Source organism: Stenotrophomonas sp. YJH_SMC_32 (assembly GCF_059369975.1).
In genome coordinates this window covers 21,662-39,214 of sequence record NZ_JCAFTE010000001.1, presented here as the reverse complement: position 1 = coordinate 39,214, position 17,553 = coordinate 21,662, and the positions used below count along the sequence as shown (strand labels likewise).

Annotated in this window: 15 protein-coding genes; 1 reads left to right on the top strand and 14 read right to left on the bottom strand. The window is 69.3% G+C overall.

The genetic code is table 11. From position 1 onward, the window contains the following. The first annotated feature begins 45 nt into the window (after positions 1-45). The gene (locus AC5P7S_RS00190; RefSeq protein WP_095378244.1) at positions 46-1,824 is read left to right on the top strand and encodes a monovalent cation:proton antiporter-2 (CPA2) family protein; all 1,779 of its coding nucleotides are present in this window, start codon (positions 46-48) and stop codon (positions 1,822-1,824) included. 157 nt (positions 1,825-1,981) lie between these two features. On the opposite strand, the gene AC5P7S_RS00185 is transcribed toward AC5P7S_RS00190, so the two are convergent. The 14 genes from AC5P7S_RS00185 to AC5P7S_RS00120 all read right to left on the bottom strand — a co-directional run bounded on the left by AC5P7S_RS00185 (position 1,982) and on the right by AC5P7S_RS00120 (position 17,553). Continuing rightward, positions 1,982-5,320 carry an ankyrin repeat domain-containing protein gene (locus AC5P7S_RS00185; RefSeq protein WP_095378245.1) on the bottom strand — a complete coding sequence of 1,113 codons (3,339 nt, stop codon included), beginning with the start codon at positions 5,318-5,320 and terminating at the stop codon, positions 1,982-1,984. After that, positions 5,313-5,573 (bottom strand): YcgL domain-containing protein, encoded by a 261-nt coding sequence (locus AC5P7S_RS00180; protein WP_065177845.1) that lies wholly within the window; start codon positions 5,571-5,573, stop codon positions 5,313-5,315. Before AC5P7S_RS00180 ends, AC5P7S_RS00185 begins: the two co-directional genes overlap by 8 nt. A gap of 160 nt (positions 5,574-5,733) precedes the next feature. Further along, positions 5,734-6,174, bottom strand: coding sequence for a hypothetical protein (locus AC5P7S_RS00175; protein ID WP_005420284.1), 441 nt, complete (start codon positions 6,172-6,174; stop codon positions 5,734-5,736). A gap of 59 nt (positions 6,175-6,233) precedes the next feature. After that, entirely contained in the window at positions 6,234-7,472 is a 1,239-nt protein-coding gene (locus AC5P7S_RS00170) for a beta-ketoacyl-ACP synthase (RefSeq protein WP_005420285.1), read from the bottom strand. Continuing rightward, the gene (locus AC5P7S_RS00165) at positions 7,472-8,203 is read right to left on the bottom strand and encodes a 3-ketoacyl-ACP reductase FabG2 (RefSeq protein WP_049416034.1); all 732 of its coding nucleotides are present in this window, start codon (positions 8,201-8,203) and stop codon (positions 7,472-7,474) included. The genes AC5P7S_RS00170 and AC5P7S_RS00165 overlap by 1 nt, the downstream gene beginning before the upstream one ends. Beyond that, the gene (locus tag AC5P7S_RS00160; RefSeq protein WP_005420287.1) at positions 8,200-8,655 is read right to left on the bottom strand and encodes a hotdog family protein; all 456 of its coding nucleotides are present in this window, start codon (positions 8,653-8,655) and stop codon (positions 8,200-8,202) included. The genes AC5P7S_RS00165 and AC5P7S_RS00160 overlap by 4 nt, the downstream gene beginning before the upstream one ends. After that, the gene (locus AC5P7S_RS00155; protein ID WP_095378246.1) at positions 8,652-9,836 is read right to left on the bottom strand and encodes a beta-ketoacyl-ACP synthase; all 1,185 of its coding nucleotides are present in this window, start codon (positions 9,834-9,836) and stop codon (positions 8,652-8,654) included. Before AC5P7S_RS00155 ends, AC5P7S_RS00160 begins: the two co-directional genes overlap by 4 nt. After that, positions 9,833-10,390, bottom strand: coding sequence for a DUF3261 domain-containing protein (locus tag AC5P7S_RS00150; protein ID WP_005420289.1), 558 nt, complete (start codon positions 10,388-10,390; stop codon positions 9,833-9,835). The genes AC5P7S_RS00155 and AC5P7S_RS00150 overlap by 4 nt, the downstream gene beginning before the upstream one ends. Next, entirely contained in the window at positions 10,378-11,628 is a 1,251-nt protein-coding gene (locus AC5P7S_RS00145) for an NAD(P)/FAD-dependent oxidoreductase (protein ID WP_095378247.1), read from the bottom strand. The genes AC5P7S_RS00150 and AC5P7S_RS00145 overlap by 13 nt, the downstream gene beginning before the upstream one ends. Before the next feature lie 52 nt (positions 11,629-11,680). Further along, positions 11,681-14,035 carry an MMPL family transporter gene (locus tag AC5P7S_RS00140; protein WP_095378248.1) on the bottom strand — a complete coding sequence of 785 codons (2,355 nt, stop codon included), beginning with the start codon at positions 14,033-14,035 and terminating at the stop codon, positions 11,681-11,683. Then, entirely contained in the window at positions 14,028-14,651 is a 624-nt protein-coding gene (locus tag AC5P7S_RS00135) for a LolA family protein (protein ID WP_170944939.1), read from the bottom strand. The genes AC5P7S_RS00140 and AC5P7S_RS00135 overlap by 8 nt, the downstream gene beginning before the upstream one ends. Before the next feature lie 2 nt (positions 14,652-14,653). Further along, positions 14,654-15,085 carry an acyl-CoA thioesterase gene (locus AC5P7S_RS00130; RefSeq protein ID WP_005411603.1) on the bottom strand — a complete coding sequence of 144 codons (432 nt, stop codon included), beginning with the start codon at positions 15,083-15,085 and terminating at the stop codon, positions 14,654-14,656. Beyond that, positions 15,072-16,622 (bottom strand): HAL/PAL/TAL family ammonia-lyase, encoded by a 1,551-nt coding sequence (locus AC5P7S_RS00125; RefSeq protein ID WP_032954644.1) that lies wholly within the window; start codon positions 16,620-16,622, stop codon positions 15,072-15,074. Before AC5P7S_RS00125 ends, AC5P7S_RS00130 begins: the two co-directional genes overlap by 14 nt. Further along, entirely contained in the window at positions 16,612-17,553 is a 942-nt protein-coding gene (locus AC5P7S_RS00120) for a lysophospholipid acyltransferase family protein (protein ID WP_005420301.1), read from the bottom strand. The genes AC5P7S_RS00125 and AC5P7S_RS00120 overlap by 11 nt, the downstream gene beginning before the upstream one ends.

The following is a 17,553-nucleotide window of genomic DNA, read 5'->3' as shown; positions in this document are numbered from 1 at the left end:
CCCGAACGGACGCACTGCGGGCTTCCCCGATGACCAGGTATTCCCATGCATAGCGGCGGTCTGGAACTGGCCCTGGTGCTGCTGCTGGCGGCGGTCATTGCCGTGCCGGTGTTCAAGAAGTTCGGCTTCGGCGCGGTGCTGGGCTACCTGGCGGCCGGCGTGGTGCTGGGCCCGGACGGGCTGGGCTTCGTGCAGGACGCCGACCGCATCCTCGGCGCGGCCGAGATCGGCGTGGTGATGCTGCTGTTCGTGATCGGCCTGGAGCTGTCGCCGGCACGCCTGAAGGTGATGCGGCGCTCGGTGTTCGGCGCGGGCGCGGCGCAGGTGGCGATGTCCGGGCTGGTGCTGGGCGGCCTGCTGCTGCTCGACCACTTCCAGTGGAAGAGTGCGCTGGTGGTCGGTGTTGCGCTGGCGCTGTCATCCACCGCGGTAGGCCTGCAGCTGCTGTCCGAGCACAAGGCGATCAACAGCGACCATGGCCGGCTGGGTTTTGCCATCCTGCTGTTCCAGGACCTGATCGCGATCCCGCTGCTGGCGGCCATCCCGCTGCTGGGCGGAGCGAAGAACGAGACCCTGCGCTGGGAAGACGCCGCCGTGGCCCTCGGCGCGCTGGCCGTGGTGATCCTGTGCGGGCGACCGGTGCTGCGCAAGGTGTTCAGCATCATCGCGCGCACCCGCAGCCCGGAAGTGTTCACCGCCACCGCCCTGCTGGTGGTGCTGGGCACTGCCTGGTTCATGCAGGAAGCGGGCCTCAGCCCCAGCCTGGGCGCGTTCCTGGCTGGGGTGCTGCTGTCCGATTCGGAGTTCCGGCACGAACTGGAAGCGCAGATCGAGCCGTTCAAGGGCCTGCTGCTGGGGCTGTTCTTCATCGCGGTGGGCATGGGCATCGATCTCGACCGCATCGCCGCAGAGCCGTGGCTGATCGCAGCCGGCGTGGCGATCCTGCTGGTGGTCAAGTTCAGCCTGCTGTATGTGATTGGCCGTATTGCAAAGCTCAGTCCGCGGCAGTCGCTGCTGCTGGGCAGCGTGCTGTGGCTGGGGGGCGAGTTCGCCTTCGTGGTGTTCAACGAAGCGCAGCGCGCGCACCTGCTGGGCAACGCCAATCACGATCGGCTGGTGGCGATCGTCGGCCTGTCGATGGCGATCACGCCACTGCTGATGATCGCGCTGCTCAAGCTGCTCGGCCAGGAGAAGGCTCCACCGCGCGGGACCGCCGAGGCCGACAAGGTGGTACCGGACAACCGGCCCAAGGTGCTGATCGCCGGCATGGGCCGCTTCGGCCAGGTGATCGCACGCCTGCTGACCGCACAGAAGGTGCCGTTCGTGGCGCTGGAGGCGAACCCGGACACGGTGGCCGACCTGCGCCGCTTCGGCAACCAGCTGTACTACGGCGACCCGACCCGCCCGGAGATGCTGCGTGCAGCGGGTGGCGAGCACATCGATGTGTTCGTCATCACCGTGGACGACCCGGAGACCAACCTGCGCGCGGTGCGCATGGTGCGCCGGCTGTACCCGGACGCGAAGGTGCTGGCGCGAGCGCGCAACCGCCAGCATGCGTGGCGCCTGATGGACATGTCGGCCGAGCCGTTCCGCGAAGTGTTCGGCACCAGCCTGGAGATGAGCGGGCGCGTGCTGACGGCGCTGGGCGTGGCACCAGACGTGGCCGAACGCCATGTGCAGCGCTTCCGTGAGCATGATGAGCAGCTGCTGCGTGACCAGTACCTGGTGTACGACGACGAGGCCGCGGTGATCCAGACCTCGCGTGATGCGCGCAACGACCTGATGCACCTGTTCGAAGCCGACGCGGAAAGGGACGAAAAGTAGATCCACGCCATGCGTGGATGCTTTGGCTTCCGGGCATGATCATCCACGCATGACGTGGATCTACTGAAAGCATCCTGGCGACCTTGGTCGACACAGTGGCTCCGGCGGGGGCAGGGTCAGAGCCCTTTCCGTTGGAAAGGGATCCGACCCCGGCCTTTCAGCCGTTGTCGCGCAGGAACCGCGCCATCGAGGAAACGCCCGGCACGCGCGGCTCGAACTCGCCGGCCACGTCGATGAAGCCACGCATCACCGCGATCTCGCGCGGGCTGCGGTTGAGGCTGTCGCGCGCTTCAGGATCGGCGCCGGCGCGCAGCAGGCGCTGCACCAGCAGCGGCAGGCCATGCAGCGCGGCCAGATGCAGCGGGCCGAAGCCACGCGGGTCGCGTACATCCAGGCTTACGTCCTCGTCCAGCAGGCGCTCCACTGCGGCCATCACCACCTGCTCGTCGCAGGCGGTACCCGGCTCGGCGCGCGCGCCCAGCAGCAGCAGCAGCGGCGTGACAGAACCAGCGGCGGCCTGGTCCGGTTCGGCACCGGCCAGCAGCAGGGTGTCGAGCAGCGCCAGCAGGCGCGAGCGGTCGCGGGCACTGAAACCGTACAGCGCGGCACAGTGCAGCGGACCCAGCTGCTGCGCGTCACCGGCATGCACGTCGGCACCCGCCGTGAGCAGGCGCGCGACGATGTCCGGAAGGCCCAGCGCGGAGGCCAGCATCAGCACCGTCACGCCACCCGGCAGGCGGTGTTCCAGCTTGGCGCCAGCGTCGAGCAGGGCCGAAACGATGTCCACCTGGCGCATGCTGACCGCCGCCGACAGCGGCGTCGCGCCACTGGCCGCCGCGTGCTGCGGATCGGCGCCGCGCGCCAGCAGCAGGTCGGTTACCGCCAGGTGGCCGCCACCGGCAGCACGCAGCAGCGCGGTGCAGCCCTGTGCGTCGACGGCGTCGACGGCGAAGCCCAGATCGATCAGGCGGCGCACTGCATCGACGTCACCGGCCATTGCGGCGGCCGGCAGATCGGCCTCGCGCAGGGTGCGGCGCGGCAACGGCCACACCCGCCAATCGAGCCAGTCGGCCAGATCGCGGCGACCGATCGACAGCGCCACGCCCAGCGGTGTCTGGCCGTCGGCGGCACGTGCTTCCGGCGAGGCACCATGCTGCACCAGCAGCTTAAGCGCGCCTTCGCGGGCCAATGCGGTGGCCAGGTGCAGTGCGGTCATGCCGTGGCTGTCGCGTGCTTCGCGATCAACGCCGGCCTTGAGCAGGGCCTGCTGCAGCCGCAGCCACCCCAGGCGCACCGCCAGCGACAGCGGCGGATCGCCCGCCGGCGAGGCGGCGAACGGATCGGCGCCACGCTCAAGCAGTTCCAGTGCCAGCTGTTCCAGGCCACGCGCGGCCTGGTCGTGCTGTGCGCAGGCAGCAAGGAAGCGCGCCAGGCCACCGCGGCCGGCCGGCGACAGGCCACGCTGCAGCATCACCTGCAACGCCGGCACCGCATCGATGCCGCGCGACAACAGCGCGAACATCGGCGTGTCGGAGCAGGCATCACGCACATAGGGATCGGCGCCGTGGCCCAGCAGCCAGTCCACCGCACGCGGTTCCAGCGCCAACTCCGGATCGAGCAGCAGCCCGCCCAGTTCCTCCGGCTGGCACAGCCTGGCCAGCGCCGCCATGCCGTCGGTGTTGCCGAAGCCCAGAGCCTCGCGCAGCAGGGTCAGCGGCGGACGGTCCGGCAGCAGGCCGCTGGCACTGGCTGCTTCGCCACGATCGGCCAGGCCATCACTGACCGCGGCCGGCAACGGATAGGACGGGTCCAGCAGGGCTACGATCGCCCAGCGGCCGGCCTCGGCGGCGTAGTCCACCGCACGGCGGCCGACCGGATCGGTGGCATCGGCCGCGATGCCCAGTTCGACCAGGCGCTTGATCAGCAGCGGCGAGACATCCTCGGCCATCGCCGCCAGCTGCACCGCATTGCGGCCTTCGCCGTCCACCGCGACCAGGTCCGGCTTGTGCGGCAGCAGGTGCTCGATCACGGCGGCGCGACCGGCACGGGCCGCTTCCAGCCACGGCGTACGCCCCAGTGCATCGCGCGCCTCCAGATTGGCGCCCGCGCCGAGCAGCACGCCGATGATCTCGACATGGCCGGCCAGGGCCGCCTCATGCAACGCACTGCGGCGCTGGCGATCGCGGGCGTCGGCCCGTGCCTTGTGCTTGAGCAGCAGCTGCACGCCCGCCGGATCGTCATCCTCGGTGGCGGCGGCGGCCAGCAGCACCGGGGTGCCATCGGCCGGTTCGCAGCGTGCACCGCGTTCGAGCAGGAAGCGGGCCAGACGCCAGTTGCCCACCTGGCAGGCCACCGCCAGCGGCGACCAGCCATCACGGTTCAGCGCATCGACTTCGGCAGCGGCATCGCGCAGCAGCGCGGCCACGCCCGGGTCGGAACTGCGTGCGGCATGGTGCAGCGGGGTGTTGCCATCACTGTCGGTGGCACGCGAGTCGGCGCCGTTGGCGAGCAGGGTCATCACCGCTTCGGGGCGGCCATGCCAGCTGTCGCGGGTCGCCGCCAGCAGCGGGGTCATGCCCCGGTGCGGCGCATTCACATCGACGCCGCGGGCAATCAGTTCGCGCAGCAGGCGCAGGTCCGGCAGCACCGCGGCCAGCACCGCCAGGCTGCGCTGGTCACGCCAGTTCGGGTCCGGCAGCGCATACGGATCGGCACCGGCCTGCAGCAGCTGCAGGCCCCGGTCGATGCGGCCCTGGCGGGCGGCTTCATACAGCGCCGGTGTCAGTTCCTGCGGCGCCATCGCCTCCAGCGGCAGGGCGTCGGCCGCCGCTGCGAACATCGGTTCGGGTTCAGCGCTGGACGCCACCAACGGGCTGGAGCGCAACGACACCAGCGGCGCAGGCGCGACCCGCTGCAGCAGCAGGTGCAGCACCGGCGACAGCAGTACGACCGCCAGCGCGGCGGGCCAGCGCGCGCTTTCCGGCAACAGGCCCGGCCAGGCCGGCAGCACCACCAGCGCGGCCAGCGCAATGACCAGCGCGGCCACGCCGAGGCCACGCCAAGCAGTCAGGTCGCGCCCCGCCAGCGCCTGCCAGTGCTGGGCCAGGCTGCCATCCAAGCGTTCGACATCGTTCCACAATGGCCAGGTGCGCCAGGCCGCCAGCAGGCCGGCACTGACCAGTACGCTCAGGCCAAGCACTGCCGCCAGGCTGCCGCTGTCACGCAGCGCTGCGAGCGGCCAGGCCAGCAGCAGCGCCAGCAACAGCGGGGCGGCTGCCCACAATGCCAGCAGCGCCGGCAGGTCCTGGCGTGCGACCACCTTCAGCGGCAGCAGCGCGCGGCTGCGGCGCCACCACGATATCGCCAACGCGAACGCGGGCTGCGCCAGTGCGGCAAGGACCGCACCCGGAACGCCGCCCACGGCGGCGCCCAGCGCCAGCACCGCGCCCGCGGCGAGGGCAATTGACAGAATGCGCGGACGGGAGGCGTCAGTCATAGTGGCGCGGCATCAGGCTGGCCACCGACGGCGGCACCTGCAGGTAGAACCCGCGCTCGCTCATTTCGCTGCGGACCTTTTCCGGGTCAGCCTGCGCCAGGCGGCGCTGGGCATCCAGGACCACCTCCAGCACGAAGGCGAGCGTCCCCAGCGAGGTGAGCAGCGGCGCGGGCAGCGCGCTGAAATCATCGCGTCGGGGAACGTAGACGTAGGTGTCCGGCTTGAGTTGGCTTTTATAGACGTAGGCGTGCATGTCCGCGGGACGATAACCCGGGAAGAGCCATGATTGTGTCGGAAAGCCGACACCGGGGAAAGCCGTCAGCCGACGATGGCGGCGCGATCGGCGGCGTTTCGCCTGTGGGGTTCAGCAATGTGGCGGCGACGTTCAGGCTGCGCCGCCGCCACACGGGCGCTTACTTGACCTTGGCGTAAGTGCCCTTCAGCGCGACACCCGCGAGGATGGCACCGGCGTAGCACTCGTAGTTGGTGCTGCTCTTGAACTCGTTCTTCTTGTAATAGCTGACGATGTCGACCACGGCGTTGGCGCCGCGCGACTTGGCACCGTCCTGCAGCGCGCGCAGTGCCGACAGCGCAACCCAGCGGCAGGCCTCGGCATCGCTCTTGTTGGCGGCGTTGGTCTTCTTGTTGGTCACGTCTTCGCCCAGGCGCTGCTGCACGCTGACCGGCTGGCCGGCCAGATAGAAACGCACGCTGCCGTCGATGCCGGCGTCCTTGGCGGCCTGCGAATTGACCAGTTCCTGCAGGGACTGTTCGACACGCGTGTCGCGGGCGGAAGCGGTGGAAGTCAGGGCCAGCAGCGCGGTAGCCGTGGCGATCATGAGAGTGCGGCGCATCGGAACATCTCCTTGTCGAGGGTGCGGGGGTAACGGGAACGGTGTGTTGGCGCAGTGGATCACTCGCTCCAGCGGCGGAACACCAGCGAGGTGTTGATGCCGCCGAAGGCGAAGTTGTTGCTCATCACGTACTCGGCCTGCAGTTCGCGGCCCTGCCCGGTGATGAAGTCGAGCTGGCCACAGCGCGGGTCGACCGCGGCCAGGTTCAGGGTGGGCGCGAACCAGCCGGCACGCATCATCTGGATGCTCACCCAGGCCTCGAACGCGCCACAGGCACCCAGCATGTGGCCGACGTAGCTCTTCAGCGAGCTGATCGGCACGCGGCTGCCGAACACCTGTGCGGTGGCCTGGGTCTCGGCGATGTCGCCGTGGTCGGTGGCGGTGCCATGGGCGTTGACGTAGTCGATCTGCGCCGCGTCCAGGCCGGCGTCCTCCAATGCCAGGCGCATGGCCTGGGCCATGGTGTCGGCGCTGGGCTGGGTGACGTGCTGGCCATCGCTGTTGGTGCCGTAGCCGACCACCTCGGCAAGGATGGTGGCGCCGCGCGCCTGCGCGTGTTCCAGGTCTTCCAGGATCAGCGTGCAGGCGCCCTCGCCCAGCACCAGGCCATCGCGGCCGGCATCGAACGGGCGAGGCGTGGTCTGCGGCGCGTCGTTGCGCACGCTGGTGGCGAACAGCGTGTCGAACACCGCTGCAGCGGTGGCATCGAGCTGCTCGGCACCGCCGGCCACCATCACCGTCTGCTTGCCGCTGCGGATGGCTTCATAGGCCGCGCCCACACCCTGGCTGCCTGACGTGCAGGCGCTGGAGGTGGTGTACACGCGCCCGGACAGGCCGAAGAACACGCCGATGTTGACCGGCGCGGTGTGGCTCATCATCTTCAGATAGGTCGTGGCGCTGATGCCATCGGTGGTGAATTCGTTGAGCATGCGCCCGAATTCGCCGGTGGCCTCGTGGCTGCCGGACGAGGAGCCATAGGCCACGCCGGTACGGCCACTGCGCAGCACCGGATGCTCATTCAGGCCGGCCTCGCGCAGCGCCACCTCGGTGGCGCGCACCGACATGATCGCGACCTTGCCCATCGAGCGGGTGGTCTTGCGGTTGTAGTTCGGCGGCAGCTCGAAGTCCTGCGCCGGCGCGGCCAGCTTGGTGTTCAGCCCGGCATAGACATCCCACTCGGGCATCGCACGCACCGCGTTGCGGCAGCTGCGCAGGTGCGCTTCGATGGTCGGCCAGTCGTGGCCGAGTGGACTGATGGCAGCGGCGCCGGTAACCACCACGCGACGATCGGCGGCCATCAGAGCATGCCTCCGTTCACCGAGATCACCTGGCGGGTGATGTAGCCGGCCGGTTCGGACAGCAGGAACGCCACGGTAGCCGCCACTTCGTCCGGGCGGCCAACGCGGCCGGCGGGAATCAGCTTGAGCGCGTGTTCAACCACTTCGTCGTTGAGCATTTCGGTCTCGATCAGGCCCGGGGCCACGCAGTTGACGGTGATCTGGCGGCTGGCCAGTTCCAGCGCCAGGGCCTTGGTGGCGCCGATGATGCCGGCCTTGGCGGCACTGTAGTTGACCTGCCCGCGGTTGCCGGCCAGTCCGGAGACCGACGACAGGGTGACGATGCGGCCCGGCTTGCGCCGCCGCACCATCGGCATGATCAGCGGATGCAGCACGTTGTAGAAGCCATCCAGGTTGGTGTGGATGACCTGGTCCCAATCGTCCGCTGACAGCGCCGGGAAGGCGCCATCGCGGGCGATGCCGGCATTGCAGACCACGCCGTAGTAAGCGCCGTGCGCTTCGACATCGGCCTCCAGAGCGGCCCGCGCAGACGCGCGGTCGGCCACGTCGAACACCAGCACGCGGGCCTGCTGGCCCAGTGCCTGGATCTCGGCGACCACCGCCTGTGCTTCATCCACGCGGCTGCGGCAATGCACCACCACGTCGAAGCCATCGCGCGCGATGCGCAGCGCGATGGCCCGGCCGATGCCCCGGCTGGCGCCGGTCACCAGCACGCTTCGATTCCCTGTCATGCCTGTCCACTCTCCAGATAGGCCATCGCGTCGGCCGGTTCGAACACCGACACGTTGGCTGTCGCCCATTCTTCCTCGCCTGCCAGGATGCGGCAGGCGAACATCCCCAATCCATTGTCACCCAACAACTCGCAGCGCGCCTGTACGCGCAGCCGCGAACCGCTGGGGAAGCTGCTGCGCGCGCTGCTGTAGCGGCGGCTGCCGAGCAGGAAGCCCAGCTGCGGTGGCCTGCCGGCCGCACGCGCTCGGCAACCGGCCCAGGCCGCGATGGCCTGCGCCATGTACTCGATGCCGACCCATGCCGGCACCTGGTCATCCTCGACGAACAGGCCGGCCTCGGGCACCACCAGTTCGGCCTCGATGGCGTCCTGGTCCCACTGCGTGATGCGCTCCAGCAGGCACATGTCCTGGCGGTGCGGCACCACGTCTTCGATCGCGTACAGCGTGTTCATCGACGCTCCAGTGCCAGCACGGCATTGCTGCCGCCGAAGGCGAACGAATTGCTCAGCACCCGCCGCGGCGGCTGCGCAAGGCGCGTGCCCGGTGCGACCAGCGGCAGCACCGGCAGTGCCGGGTCGGCCACGCCGTCCCACCAGTGCGGCGGCAGCAGCTGCTGCGGGTTCTCGGCCAGCACGATCCAGCACAGCGCCGCCTCGATGGCACCCGAGGCACCCAGCGTGTGGCCGGTCAACGGCTTGGTCGAACTGGCCGGCACGTGGCAGCCCAGCACCTGCGACACGGCCAGGCTTTCCATCGCATCGTTGTGGCCGGTCGCGGTCCCATGCAGGTTCACATAGTCCACTTCGCCGGCGGCCCAGCCAGCACGCTGCAGCGCCTGCTGCAGGGCGTCGATGGCGCCCAGGCCCTGCGGGTCCGGGGCGGACATGTGGTGGGCGTCGGCCGACTCGCCCCACCCCGCCAGGCATACCGGGCCGGGTTCGCGGGTGAGCAGGAACAGCGCGGCGCCTTCGCCGATGTTGATACCAGTACGATGCTGCGAGAACGGATTGCAACGTTGGGCCGAGACCGATTCCAGTGCGCTGAAGCCGGCCACGGTGAAGCGGCACAGCGAATCGGCGCCACCGGCGATCACAGCATCGACGATGCCGGCGCGCAGCATGCGTGCGGCCGACATCAGCGCCTTGGCACTGGACGAGCAGGCAGTGGACAGGGTCCATGCCGGCCCCTGTGCGCCACTGCGCTGGCGCACGAACTGCGCGGCGGTGCCCATTTCCTGCTGGGCGTAGTCAAAGCCCTGCGGCCACTGGCCCTGTTCGGCATGGCTGCGCAATGCCTGCTCGGATTCACCAATGCCCGAGGTGCTGGTGCCCAGCACCACCGCTACGCGCTCGGCGCCATGGCGGGCGATCGCCGCGGCCACTGCCGGCGCGATCTGAGCCAATGCCACGTCCAGCAGGGCATTGTTGCGCCCGCGCAGGGCCACCGGCAGGTCATCCAGCGCCGGCAGCGGCGTGCGTACTTCCCCCAGCGCCAGGGTGCGCCCCGGCAACAGGCTCTCGTTGTCGCTGAGCCCGCCCGGCGCGTCGGCGAACAGTGCCGACGTCACGGCGGCGCGGTCAGCGCCGAGTGCACAGACCACACCCAGGTCGTTCAGGTAGATCGGTGCGCTCATCGGTCCGGCCCGGCCATGTCGATCGATTCGATGCGCAGCGCATAGCCTTCGGCGCGGTTGTCCAGCTGCACGCTGCCATCGTCCAGCCGCTGCAGGTGCAGCCACACGGTGCCCTCACGCGACAGGCTGCGCTGATGGCCATCATCACTGACCTGCCAGCCCGCCGGCAGCACGGCGGCAATGGCCGCGGTCGGCCACAGCGCGAACTGCAGGTCATCCAGCACGCGCTCGGCGCGCACCTGCGGTGGCAGCCATGGCGCGCGCTGCTGGGTCAGCTGCTGGCCGTCCCATTGCAGGCGCACGCCGGTCTGGCCCATCGCCTGCACGGCCAGCTGCACCTGCTGGGCGTCGGCTTCCAGCAGCGCGTCGAGATCGCGCTCATGCGTGCCGAAGCGGAAATGCAGCTGCTGCTGCAGCGCCAGCGGCGCCGGCAGGCTGGCCGGCGCCAGGCGCAGCGGCGGCAGTTCCACCTGCGGTTTCGGCATGCGGCCGGCACAGGCGGCCAGCAGCAGGCACAGCAGCAGCACCGCAGTACGGGCAATCACGCGCCGCACAGCTGCTCCAGCACGCGCATGCGGCGGCCGCTGTCGTCGGCCACGTAAGGGTTGTTGGTGTCCCAGGCGTAGCCGGCCAGGATGGAGCTGATCATGTCGCGCACTTCGGGCTGCTGTTGCGGGTGGTAGATGATCTTCTGGAAACCGCCCTCGTACCAGCTTTCGACGAAGCGCCGGAAGGTCTTCACGCCGGCACGCAGCGGGATCGAGAACTCGGCCTCCCAGTCCACGGCCTGGCCGGCATAGCGGCGCTTGAGGCATTCACTGGCCAGCTGCGCGGACTTGAAGGCAATGGTCACGCCGGAGGAGAACACCGGATCGAGGAACTCGCCGGCGTTGCCCAGCAACGCGTAGCCGGGCCCCCACAGCGAACTGACGTTGGCCGAATAGCCGGTGATGCGGCGCACCGGCAGCACCGCCCATTCGGCGTTGGCCAGCAGCCCGGTCAGGTTGGGGTCCTCGCCGACGATGGCCTGCAGCTTCTGCAGGTCGTCACCCTCGTAGCGCTCGAAGAACGACGGCTCGGCGACCACGCCCAGCGAACAGCAGCCGTTGGAGAACGGAATCGTCCAGTACCAGACGTCGATGTGCTCGGGGTGGGTGGTGATCAGGATCTTGTTGCGGTCGAAGTCCGCTTCGGCCGGAATGTTGTCGCGCACGTGGCAGAAGATCGCGCCGCGCACCGGGAAGTTGGACGGCGACTCCAGCTGCAGCAACCGCGGCAGCAGCCGCGCGAAACCGGAGGCATCGAGGATGAAATCGGCCTCGATGCGGTATTCACTGCCGTCCGGGCGGCGCACCGTCACCGCCGGTTGCTCGCCCGGCTCGGCCGCAAGCACTTCGTCGCCGAAGCGCAGCGTGGTGCCCATGCGCTCGGCACCGCGTGCCAGCACGTTGTCGAAGTCGGCGCGCTGCACCTGGTAGGTGGTGCCCCAACCCGGCGAGAACTTCTTCCTGAAGTCGAATGCAGTGCGCGCTTCGCCGTGCACGAAGGCGGCACCGTTCTTGTACTGGAAGCCCGCCTCGACCACATCCTGCAGCAGGCCGGCCGCCTCGATGTACTCCATGCTCTGCGGCAGCAGGCTTTCGCCGATGGAGAAGCGTGGGAACTGCTGGCGTTCCAGCATCAGCACCTGGCGGCCCTGCTGGCGCAGCATCGCCGCAGCCACCGAACCGGCCGGGCCCGCGCCGATGATCAGGATTTCAGTACGTTCGACAGCATCCACAGCAGTGTTCATCGGTGCGTCCTTGTTGCTCGATCAAGTGGAAAGAAGGAAGTCGGAAACAGGTTCAGGCCGGCGGCAGATCGTGCGGCGGCGGACGGAACAGCGGCGAGATCAGCCAGACCAGGCCGATGCCGAACAGCAGGGTCAGGCCGAACGCGCGCAACGCCGGGGTCTGCGACAGGCCCAGCAGGCCGAACGACAGCCAGGTGCTGGCCGCGCCCACGCACACGGCCAGCCAGGCACTGGCGTCGCCGCGGTGCTCGATCAGGAAAATGCCGTAGTCGATGCCCATGCCCAGCAACAGCATCAGTGCCAGCACGTTGAACAGCTGCAGTGGCTGGCCGAACAGGCCCAGCAGGCCCAGGGTCAGCGCACCGGCAATCAGGGTCGGCGCGAACACGCGCCAGGCCTGGCGGCGATAGCGCAGCCACAGCGCGCCGAACACCAGCACGATGCCGACCAGCAGCAGCCCGCCCATCAGCTTGCGGTAGTGGCCCAGCAGCTGCGAGAAGTCGGCGGTGCGGTCCACCCAGCGCACACCCGGCAGGCCTTCGGCCGCCCCGCGCAGGGTGGCCAGCGCATCGGCGCGCGACAGGTCATCGACCATCACCACGCTGATCATCTGCCCGCCGACCTCGCCCACCCACAGGTGGCGGAACGGCTGCGAGGCCGGCGAGGCCAGGAACGCCTCCGCGGTCAGCGGCGTAGCGGCGAAATCCGGGCGCGGCAGCGGTTCGCCGACCGCCTCGGACACCGCGTCCAGCACGCCCGGTTCCACCTTGGCGGTCAGCGCGGCATCGGCCTGCTGGCGCGACGGCGACGGCAGCCAGTCGCTGATCGCACGGTAGCCACCAATGCGCTTGTCGTTGGCCAGTACACGCAGGCGTTCGGTCAGCGCTTCTTCGCGCTGCAGCAGCTGTGCGGCGTCACTGCCCTGCACCAGGTAGAACTGCGCCGGGCTGGGCATGCCCAGCAGCTGGCTCAGGCGGATCTGCTGGGCCATCAACGCCGGCGGCGAGGACTGCAGGCTGCGCAGGTCGTCGTTGCTGTTCAGGCGGGCAATGCCGATGGCAGACAGCGCCAGCGTGATCACCACGAACACCGTCACCGGCCGGCGGCCATGCAACCGCGGGAAGCGCTCCAGCGTGTTGCCCAGCCACTGCGAGAAACGGGTCTGGCGGATCTCACCGCCATCCAGCCACGGGAACCAGAAAATCACCGTAAGGAAGGCGGCGGCCAGGCCGACCACCGAGAACAATGCCATCTGGCGCAGGCCCGGGAACGGGGCCAGGCCCAGTGCCAGGTAGGCCAGCGCGCTGGTCAGCAGGGCCAGCCACAGGCCGGGCAGCAGGTGCCGCAGCAGCTTCCAGCGACGATCGGCCGGTTCGGCCTGGCGCGAAGCGAACCAATGGATGCCGTAGTCCTCGGCCACGCCCACCAGCGACGCGCCGAACACCAGGGTGAGCACGTGCACCTTGCCGAACACCAGTACGGTCACCGCCAGCGCCACGCCGCAGCCGATCAGCAGTGAGGCGGCAACCAGCAGGATCGGCCGCAGCGAACGGAACGCCAGCCACACCAGCAGCAGCACCGCGGCCAGCGAGCCCCAGCCGATCGTGTTGATCTCCTGGTTGGCCTGCACTGCGGCCGCTTCGGCATGCAGCGGTACGCCGGCATGCAGGATTTCCAGCTCGGGCGCCGCCGCCCTGGCGGCCTGCCCGGCACGTTCCAGCAGGCCATCGAGATGGCGCTCGCCGTCAAGCTGGAACGCCGAACCCGGCGTATCGAACTGCAGCGCGGCCCAATGCTTGCCCTCGGCTTCGAGCAGGCCATCATCGCCCAGCCGCAACCCCGACCCCTGCGCCTGCTGCTGCCACCATTGCGGCCACAGCGAGAGCGGGTCTTGCCGCCAATCGGTCAGGCGCGGTGCGCCCATCGGACCGTACAGCGCAGCCAACGCCTGCTCGGCCAACGCGCCCGGCTCGCTGCCCTGCAGCTGCTCGCGCTGGGCCGGGGTCAGCAGGCGGTCGCGGTACGGCGCGTAGAACGCGCGCGCCTCGTCGAACCAGCCTTCGATCGAACCACTGGGCACCAGCAGAGCACGGTCGTTGTCCTTGGCCATCGCCGCAGCGAACGCCGCCTGTGCGCGCTTGGCGGCGGCGCCATCCTTGCTGCCCAGCAGCACCACCACCTGGCGCGAGCTGCCGTCGGCGATGCGCCGGGTGACGTCACTCAACAGGCGGTCATGCGCGTCCTGCGGCAGCAGGGCGAGGATGTCGGTGTCGATCCGCGACTGCTGGCTCCACAGGCGCCATTGCTGCGCACCCAACACCAGCAGGAGCACCAGCCAGGCGATGCCCAGCCAGTGCCACCAGCGCCGCAACCGGTCCGGCCCGTTCGATGCTGCCCCCTCACTCAAAGCGGCGTGCCTCGTCGGCAGTGAGCGTGGCCGGCGCTTCGCTCAGTGCACTGAACTGGATCTGCGTGCGGTCCTTGTTGGCCTCGACGATCTCGACCTGGCGCACGTAGCGGTCACCTTGCAGGGTCAGCGACTGGAACGCCTTGGCCAGCATCGCCGACTTCGGCGTCAGCCGCAGCCGCCAGCCCTGCCCTTCACGGCTGGCCGCCACGTTGAACTGGCCGGACAGCGCCTGCACGTCGCCACTCATCAGCGCGAACATGATCGCGTTCACCGAACGCATCGCCGGCTGCTGCCGTGCATCGAGCTCGACACGGGTGCTGCCATCGCGCTGGCGGCTGAGGATGCGGTCGGCGGTGACCACCACTTCGGAGGGGAACGGCTTGAGCGTGGTCCAGATCACGCCGTGCTGGCGCGCGACCACGAACTGGCCCTGCGAGCGCAGCGGGTTCTTGAAGCCGCTGACCTGCTTTTCCTGGCTGAACTGGCCGCGCAGCACGTCCGGCCGCGCCACCGCCTGGGTGATCGCATCGATGGCGGGGTCGGCGGCCTGCACCTGCGGTGCGGCAATGAACATCAGCGCGCACAGCAGCACGCTGGAAAGACGGGCAAGCATGTTCACGGCGCAGGCACTCCCAGGCGTTCCCACAGTACCGGCGGGCACTGGTACAGCATTTCCTTGCTGGCCGCGTCCACCGCGACCTGGATGGTCATCGCGCGGGTCAGCACCTGGCCGCTTTCCGCATCAAGGATCTCGTACTCGATCTTCAGCCGGTTCTCCCATTCCACGATGCGCGCAACCACGCGCAGCGCCTGGTTGAACAGCAGCGGGCGCACGTACTTCACCCGGGCATCGACCACCGGCCACAGGTAGCCCGATTCGAGCATCTGCGGGTAGTCGTAGTCATAGCGCCCGAGCAGCGCGCAGCGCGCGATCTCGAAGTACTTGAAGTAGTTGCCATGCCAGACCACGTTCATCGGATCGCAGTCATGGAAGGCGGGGGTCAGCGCAATCTCGCCGACCCGTTCGATGGCCTCATTCACCGGCATACAGCTCCCAACGTTGCGCGCGGATCTCCACCAGCAGTTCCCGCAGTTCGCGATCCAGCGCGCGGTCTTCTTCAACCAGGGCGATGCGCTGCCCCAGGTCGGCGTACATGTCGGCCAGACTGCCATGCAGCTGCGCGTTCAGGCCAACCCGTTCGCGCAGCGCCAGGCCCTGGCGGGCGGCGATCAGCATCGCGGCCACCACTTGCTCGGTCAGCTCGATCACGCGCAGGCAGTCGCGCGCGGCGATGGTGCCCATGCTGACCTTGTCCTGGTTGTGGCACTCGGTGGAGCGCGAAAACACGCTGGCCGGCAGGGTCTGCTTCAGCGCTTCGGCCGTCCAGGCCGACACGCTGATCTGCAGCGCCTTCAGGCCGTGGTTGATGGCCGCGCGCGGGCCCGTGGCCGCCGACAGGTTGGCCGGCAGGCCATGGTTGTAGCGGGCATCGACCACCAGCGCCAACTGGCGGTCGAGCAGATCGGCCACGTTGGCTACGGTGTTCTTCAGGGTGTCCATCGCCAGCGCGATGTGGCCGCCGTAGAAGTGGCCGCCATGCAGGATGCGCTCGCCATCGGCATCGATCAGCGGATTGTCGTTGGCGCTGTTCAGTTCGGTTTCGATCAGCTGGCGCAGGAACGGCAGGCTGTCCTCCAGCACGCCGATCACGTGCGGCGCGCAGCGCAGCGAGTAGCGGTCCTGCAGGCGCTGTTCATTGCGCGGCGGACGCTCGCTGTGCAGGTCGCTGCGCAGACGCGCGGCGATGCGGCCCTGGCCCGGATGCGGCTTGGCCGCGAACAGGGTTTCGTCGAAGTGGTGCGCGTTGCCGTCGCTGGCCAGCACGTTGAACGCGGTCAGGCGCGTGGCCATGCGCGCCAGGTAGTCGGCGCGCTGCCAGGCCAGGCAGGCCAGGCCGGTCATCACCGCTGTGCCGTTCATGATCGCCAGGCCTTCCTTCGGCCGCAGCTTCAGCGGGGTCATGCCGATCTTCGCCAGCACCTCGGCCGCCGGCTGCACGCGGCCATCGTGCAGCACCTCGCGCTCGCCACACAGCACCGCAGCCACGTACGACAGCGGGGTCAGGTCGCCGCTGGCACCGACCGAGCCTTCGGCCGGAATCATCGGCAGCACATCGTGCTGCAGCAGCGTGGCCAGGCCTTCCAGCAGCGGCACGCTGACACCGGACATGCCGCGCACCAGCGATGCCAGGCGCGCGGCCAGCACCGCACGGGTCTCGACCGGGTCCAGGTAGCGGCCCAGGCCGCAGCCATGGTAGGTGTACAGGTGGTGCGGCAGTTCAGCCACCAGCGCCGGCGGGATGTTCACCGTGCACGAATCGCCATAGCCGGTGGTCACACCGTAGATCACGCCATCCTCGCGCAGCAGGCGGTCAAGGAAGTCGGCACCGCGCTGGATGTGTGCGCGGAACGCCGGCGCGTCGCTCAGTGCGGCCTCGCACTGGCGCTGGGCCAGGGCAACCACGTCTTCGATGGTCAACGGTGCATCGCCAAAGCGGCACACGGGTACGGCGTCAGTCGTCATGCGGAGCCTGATCCCAGAAGGGGAAGAAATTGAACCAGTCCAACGGGGACTGGATGACCTGGAGTTCCAGCCAGCGCGCGAAGCGCTGTGCCTGTTCGGCAAGTGCCGCGTCGCGCGAGCCACGCGGCAGCACGATGCGTTCGGCGAATTGTTCAAATGCCACGCGATAGCCCTCGCCCTGGTGCAGGCAGGCCATGGTGTAGACCGGGCAGCCCAGCGCCGCGGCCAGCACATAGGCGCCGATCGGGAATGGCGCGCGATGGCCGAGGAAATCGGCGGTGACGCTGCGGCCGCCCTGCACCGGCGTGCGGTCGCCGACGATGGCGACGAAGCCACCGGCCGCCACGCGCTCGGCCAGCATCACCGCGGTGGCCGGCCCCATTTCGGTGACCTGCACCAGCTCCACCGCCGCCAGCGGGTCCAGCCGCTGCAGCAGGCGATTGAAGCGCTGCGCATGCGCCGTATGCACCAGCACGGTGATGCGGAACCCCGGCACCTGTTCGGCCAGCACCTGGCACAGTTCCAGGCAGCCGATGTGCGCGGTGAGGATCAGACCGCCTTCGCGGCGCGCGATCTTCTGCAGCACCAGGTCGCGGTGCAGGTGAATACGGTTGGCCGGGTAGCGCCCGCCCAGGCCGAGGATCTTGTCCAGCATCGTGTCGGCGAAGGCGAAGAAGTGGCGCAGGCTGTCGCGCCGGGTCGGCGCGCGGCCGAGCACACCGCTGTATGCCTGCAGCCGCTGCAGGTACTGCATCGAGGCCTGTCGCCCCACACGGTTGCCCAGCCAATGGCAGGCCACCACCGGCCACGCGCACAGGCGGAATGGCCAGCGCCCGAACCAGCGGTGCACCCAGCACAGGAACAGCACGCCGGCCACCGACGTCGATTCGCCGATATCGGCCCAGTGCGGGGCATCCTGCGCGGTCGCCAT

Bases quoted from the DNA above. Each gene is read 5' to 3' on its own strand.
- AC5P7S_RS00190 (WP_095378244.1), top strand. From the start codon at position 46: ATGCATAGCGGCGGTCTGGAACTGGCCCTGGTGCTGCTGCTGGCGGCG.
- AC5P7S_RS00185 (WP_095378245.1), bottom strand. From the start codon at position 5,320: ATGACTGACGCCTCCCGTCCGCGCATTCTGTCAATTGCCCTCGCCGCG.
- AC5P7S_RS00180 (WP_065177845.1), bottom strand. From the start codon at position 5,573: ATGCACGCCTACGTCTATAAAAGCCAACTCAAGCCGGACACCTACGTC.
- AC5P7S_RS00175 (WP_005420284.1), bottom strand. From the start codon at position 6,174: ATGCGCCGCACTCTCATGATCGCCACGGCTACCGCGCTGCTGGCCCTG.
- AC5P7S_RS00170 (WP_005420285.1), bottom strand. From the start codon at position 7,472: ATGGCCGCCGATCGTCGCGTGGTGGTTACCGGCGCCGCTGCCATCAGT.
- AC5P7S_RS00165 (WP_049416034.1), bottom strand. From the start codon at position 8,203: ATGACAGGGAATCGAAGCGTGCTGGTGACCGGCGCCAGCCGGGGCATC.
- AC5P7S_RS00160 (WP_005420287.1), bottom strand. From the start codon at position 8,655: ATGAACACGCTGTACGCGATCGAAGACGTGGTGCCGCACCGCCAGGAC.
- AC5P7S_RS00155 (WP_095378246.1), bottom strand. From the start codon at position 9,836: ATGAGCGCACCGATCTACCTGAACGACCTGGGTGTGGTCTGTGCACTC.
- AC5P7S_RS00145 (WP_095378247.1), bottom strand. From the start codon at position 11,628: ATGAACACTGCTGTGGATGCTGTCGAACGTACTGAAATCCTGATCATC.
- AC5P7S_RS00135 (WP_170944939.1), bottom strand. From the start codon at position 14,651: ATGCTTGCCCGTCTTTCCAGCGTGCTGCTGTGCGCGCTGATGTTCATT.
- AC5P7S_RS00130 (WP_005411603.1), bottom strand. From the start codon at position 15,085: ATGCCGGTGAATGAGGCCATCGAACGGGTCGGCGAGATTGCGCTGACC.
- AC5P7S_RS00125 (WP_032954644.1), bottom strand. From the start codon at position 16,622: ATGACGACTGACGCCGTACCCGTGTGCCGCTTTGGCGATGCACCGTTG.
- AC5P7S_RS00120 (WP_005420301.1), bottom strand. From the start codon at position 17,553: ATGGCGACCGCGCAGGATGCCCCGCACTGGGCCGATATCGGCGAATCG.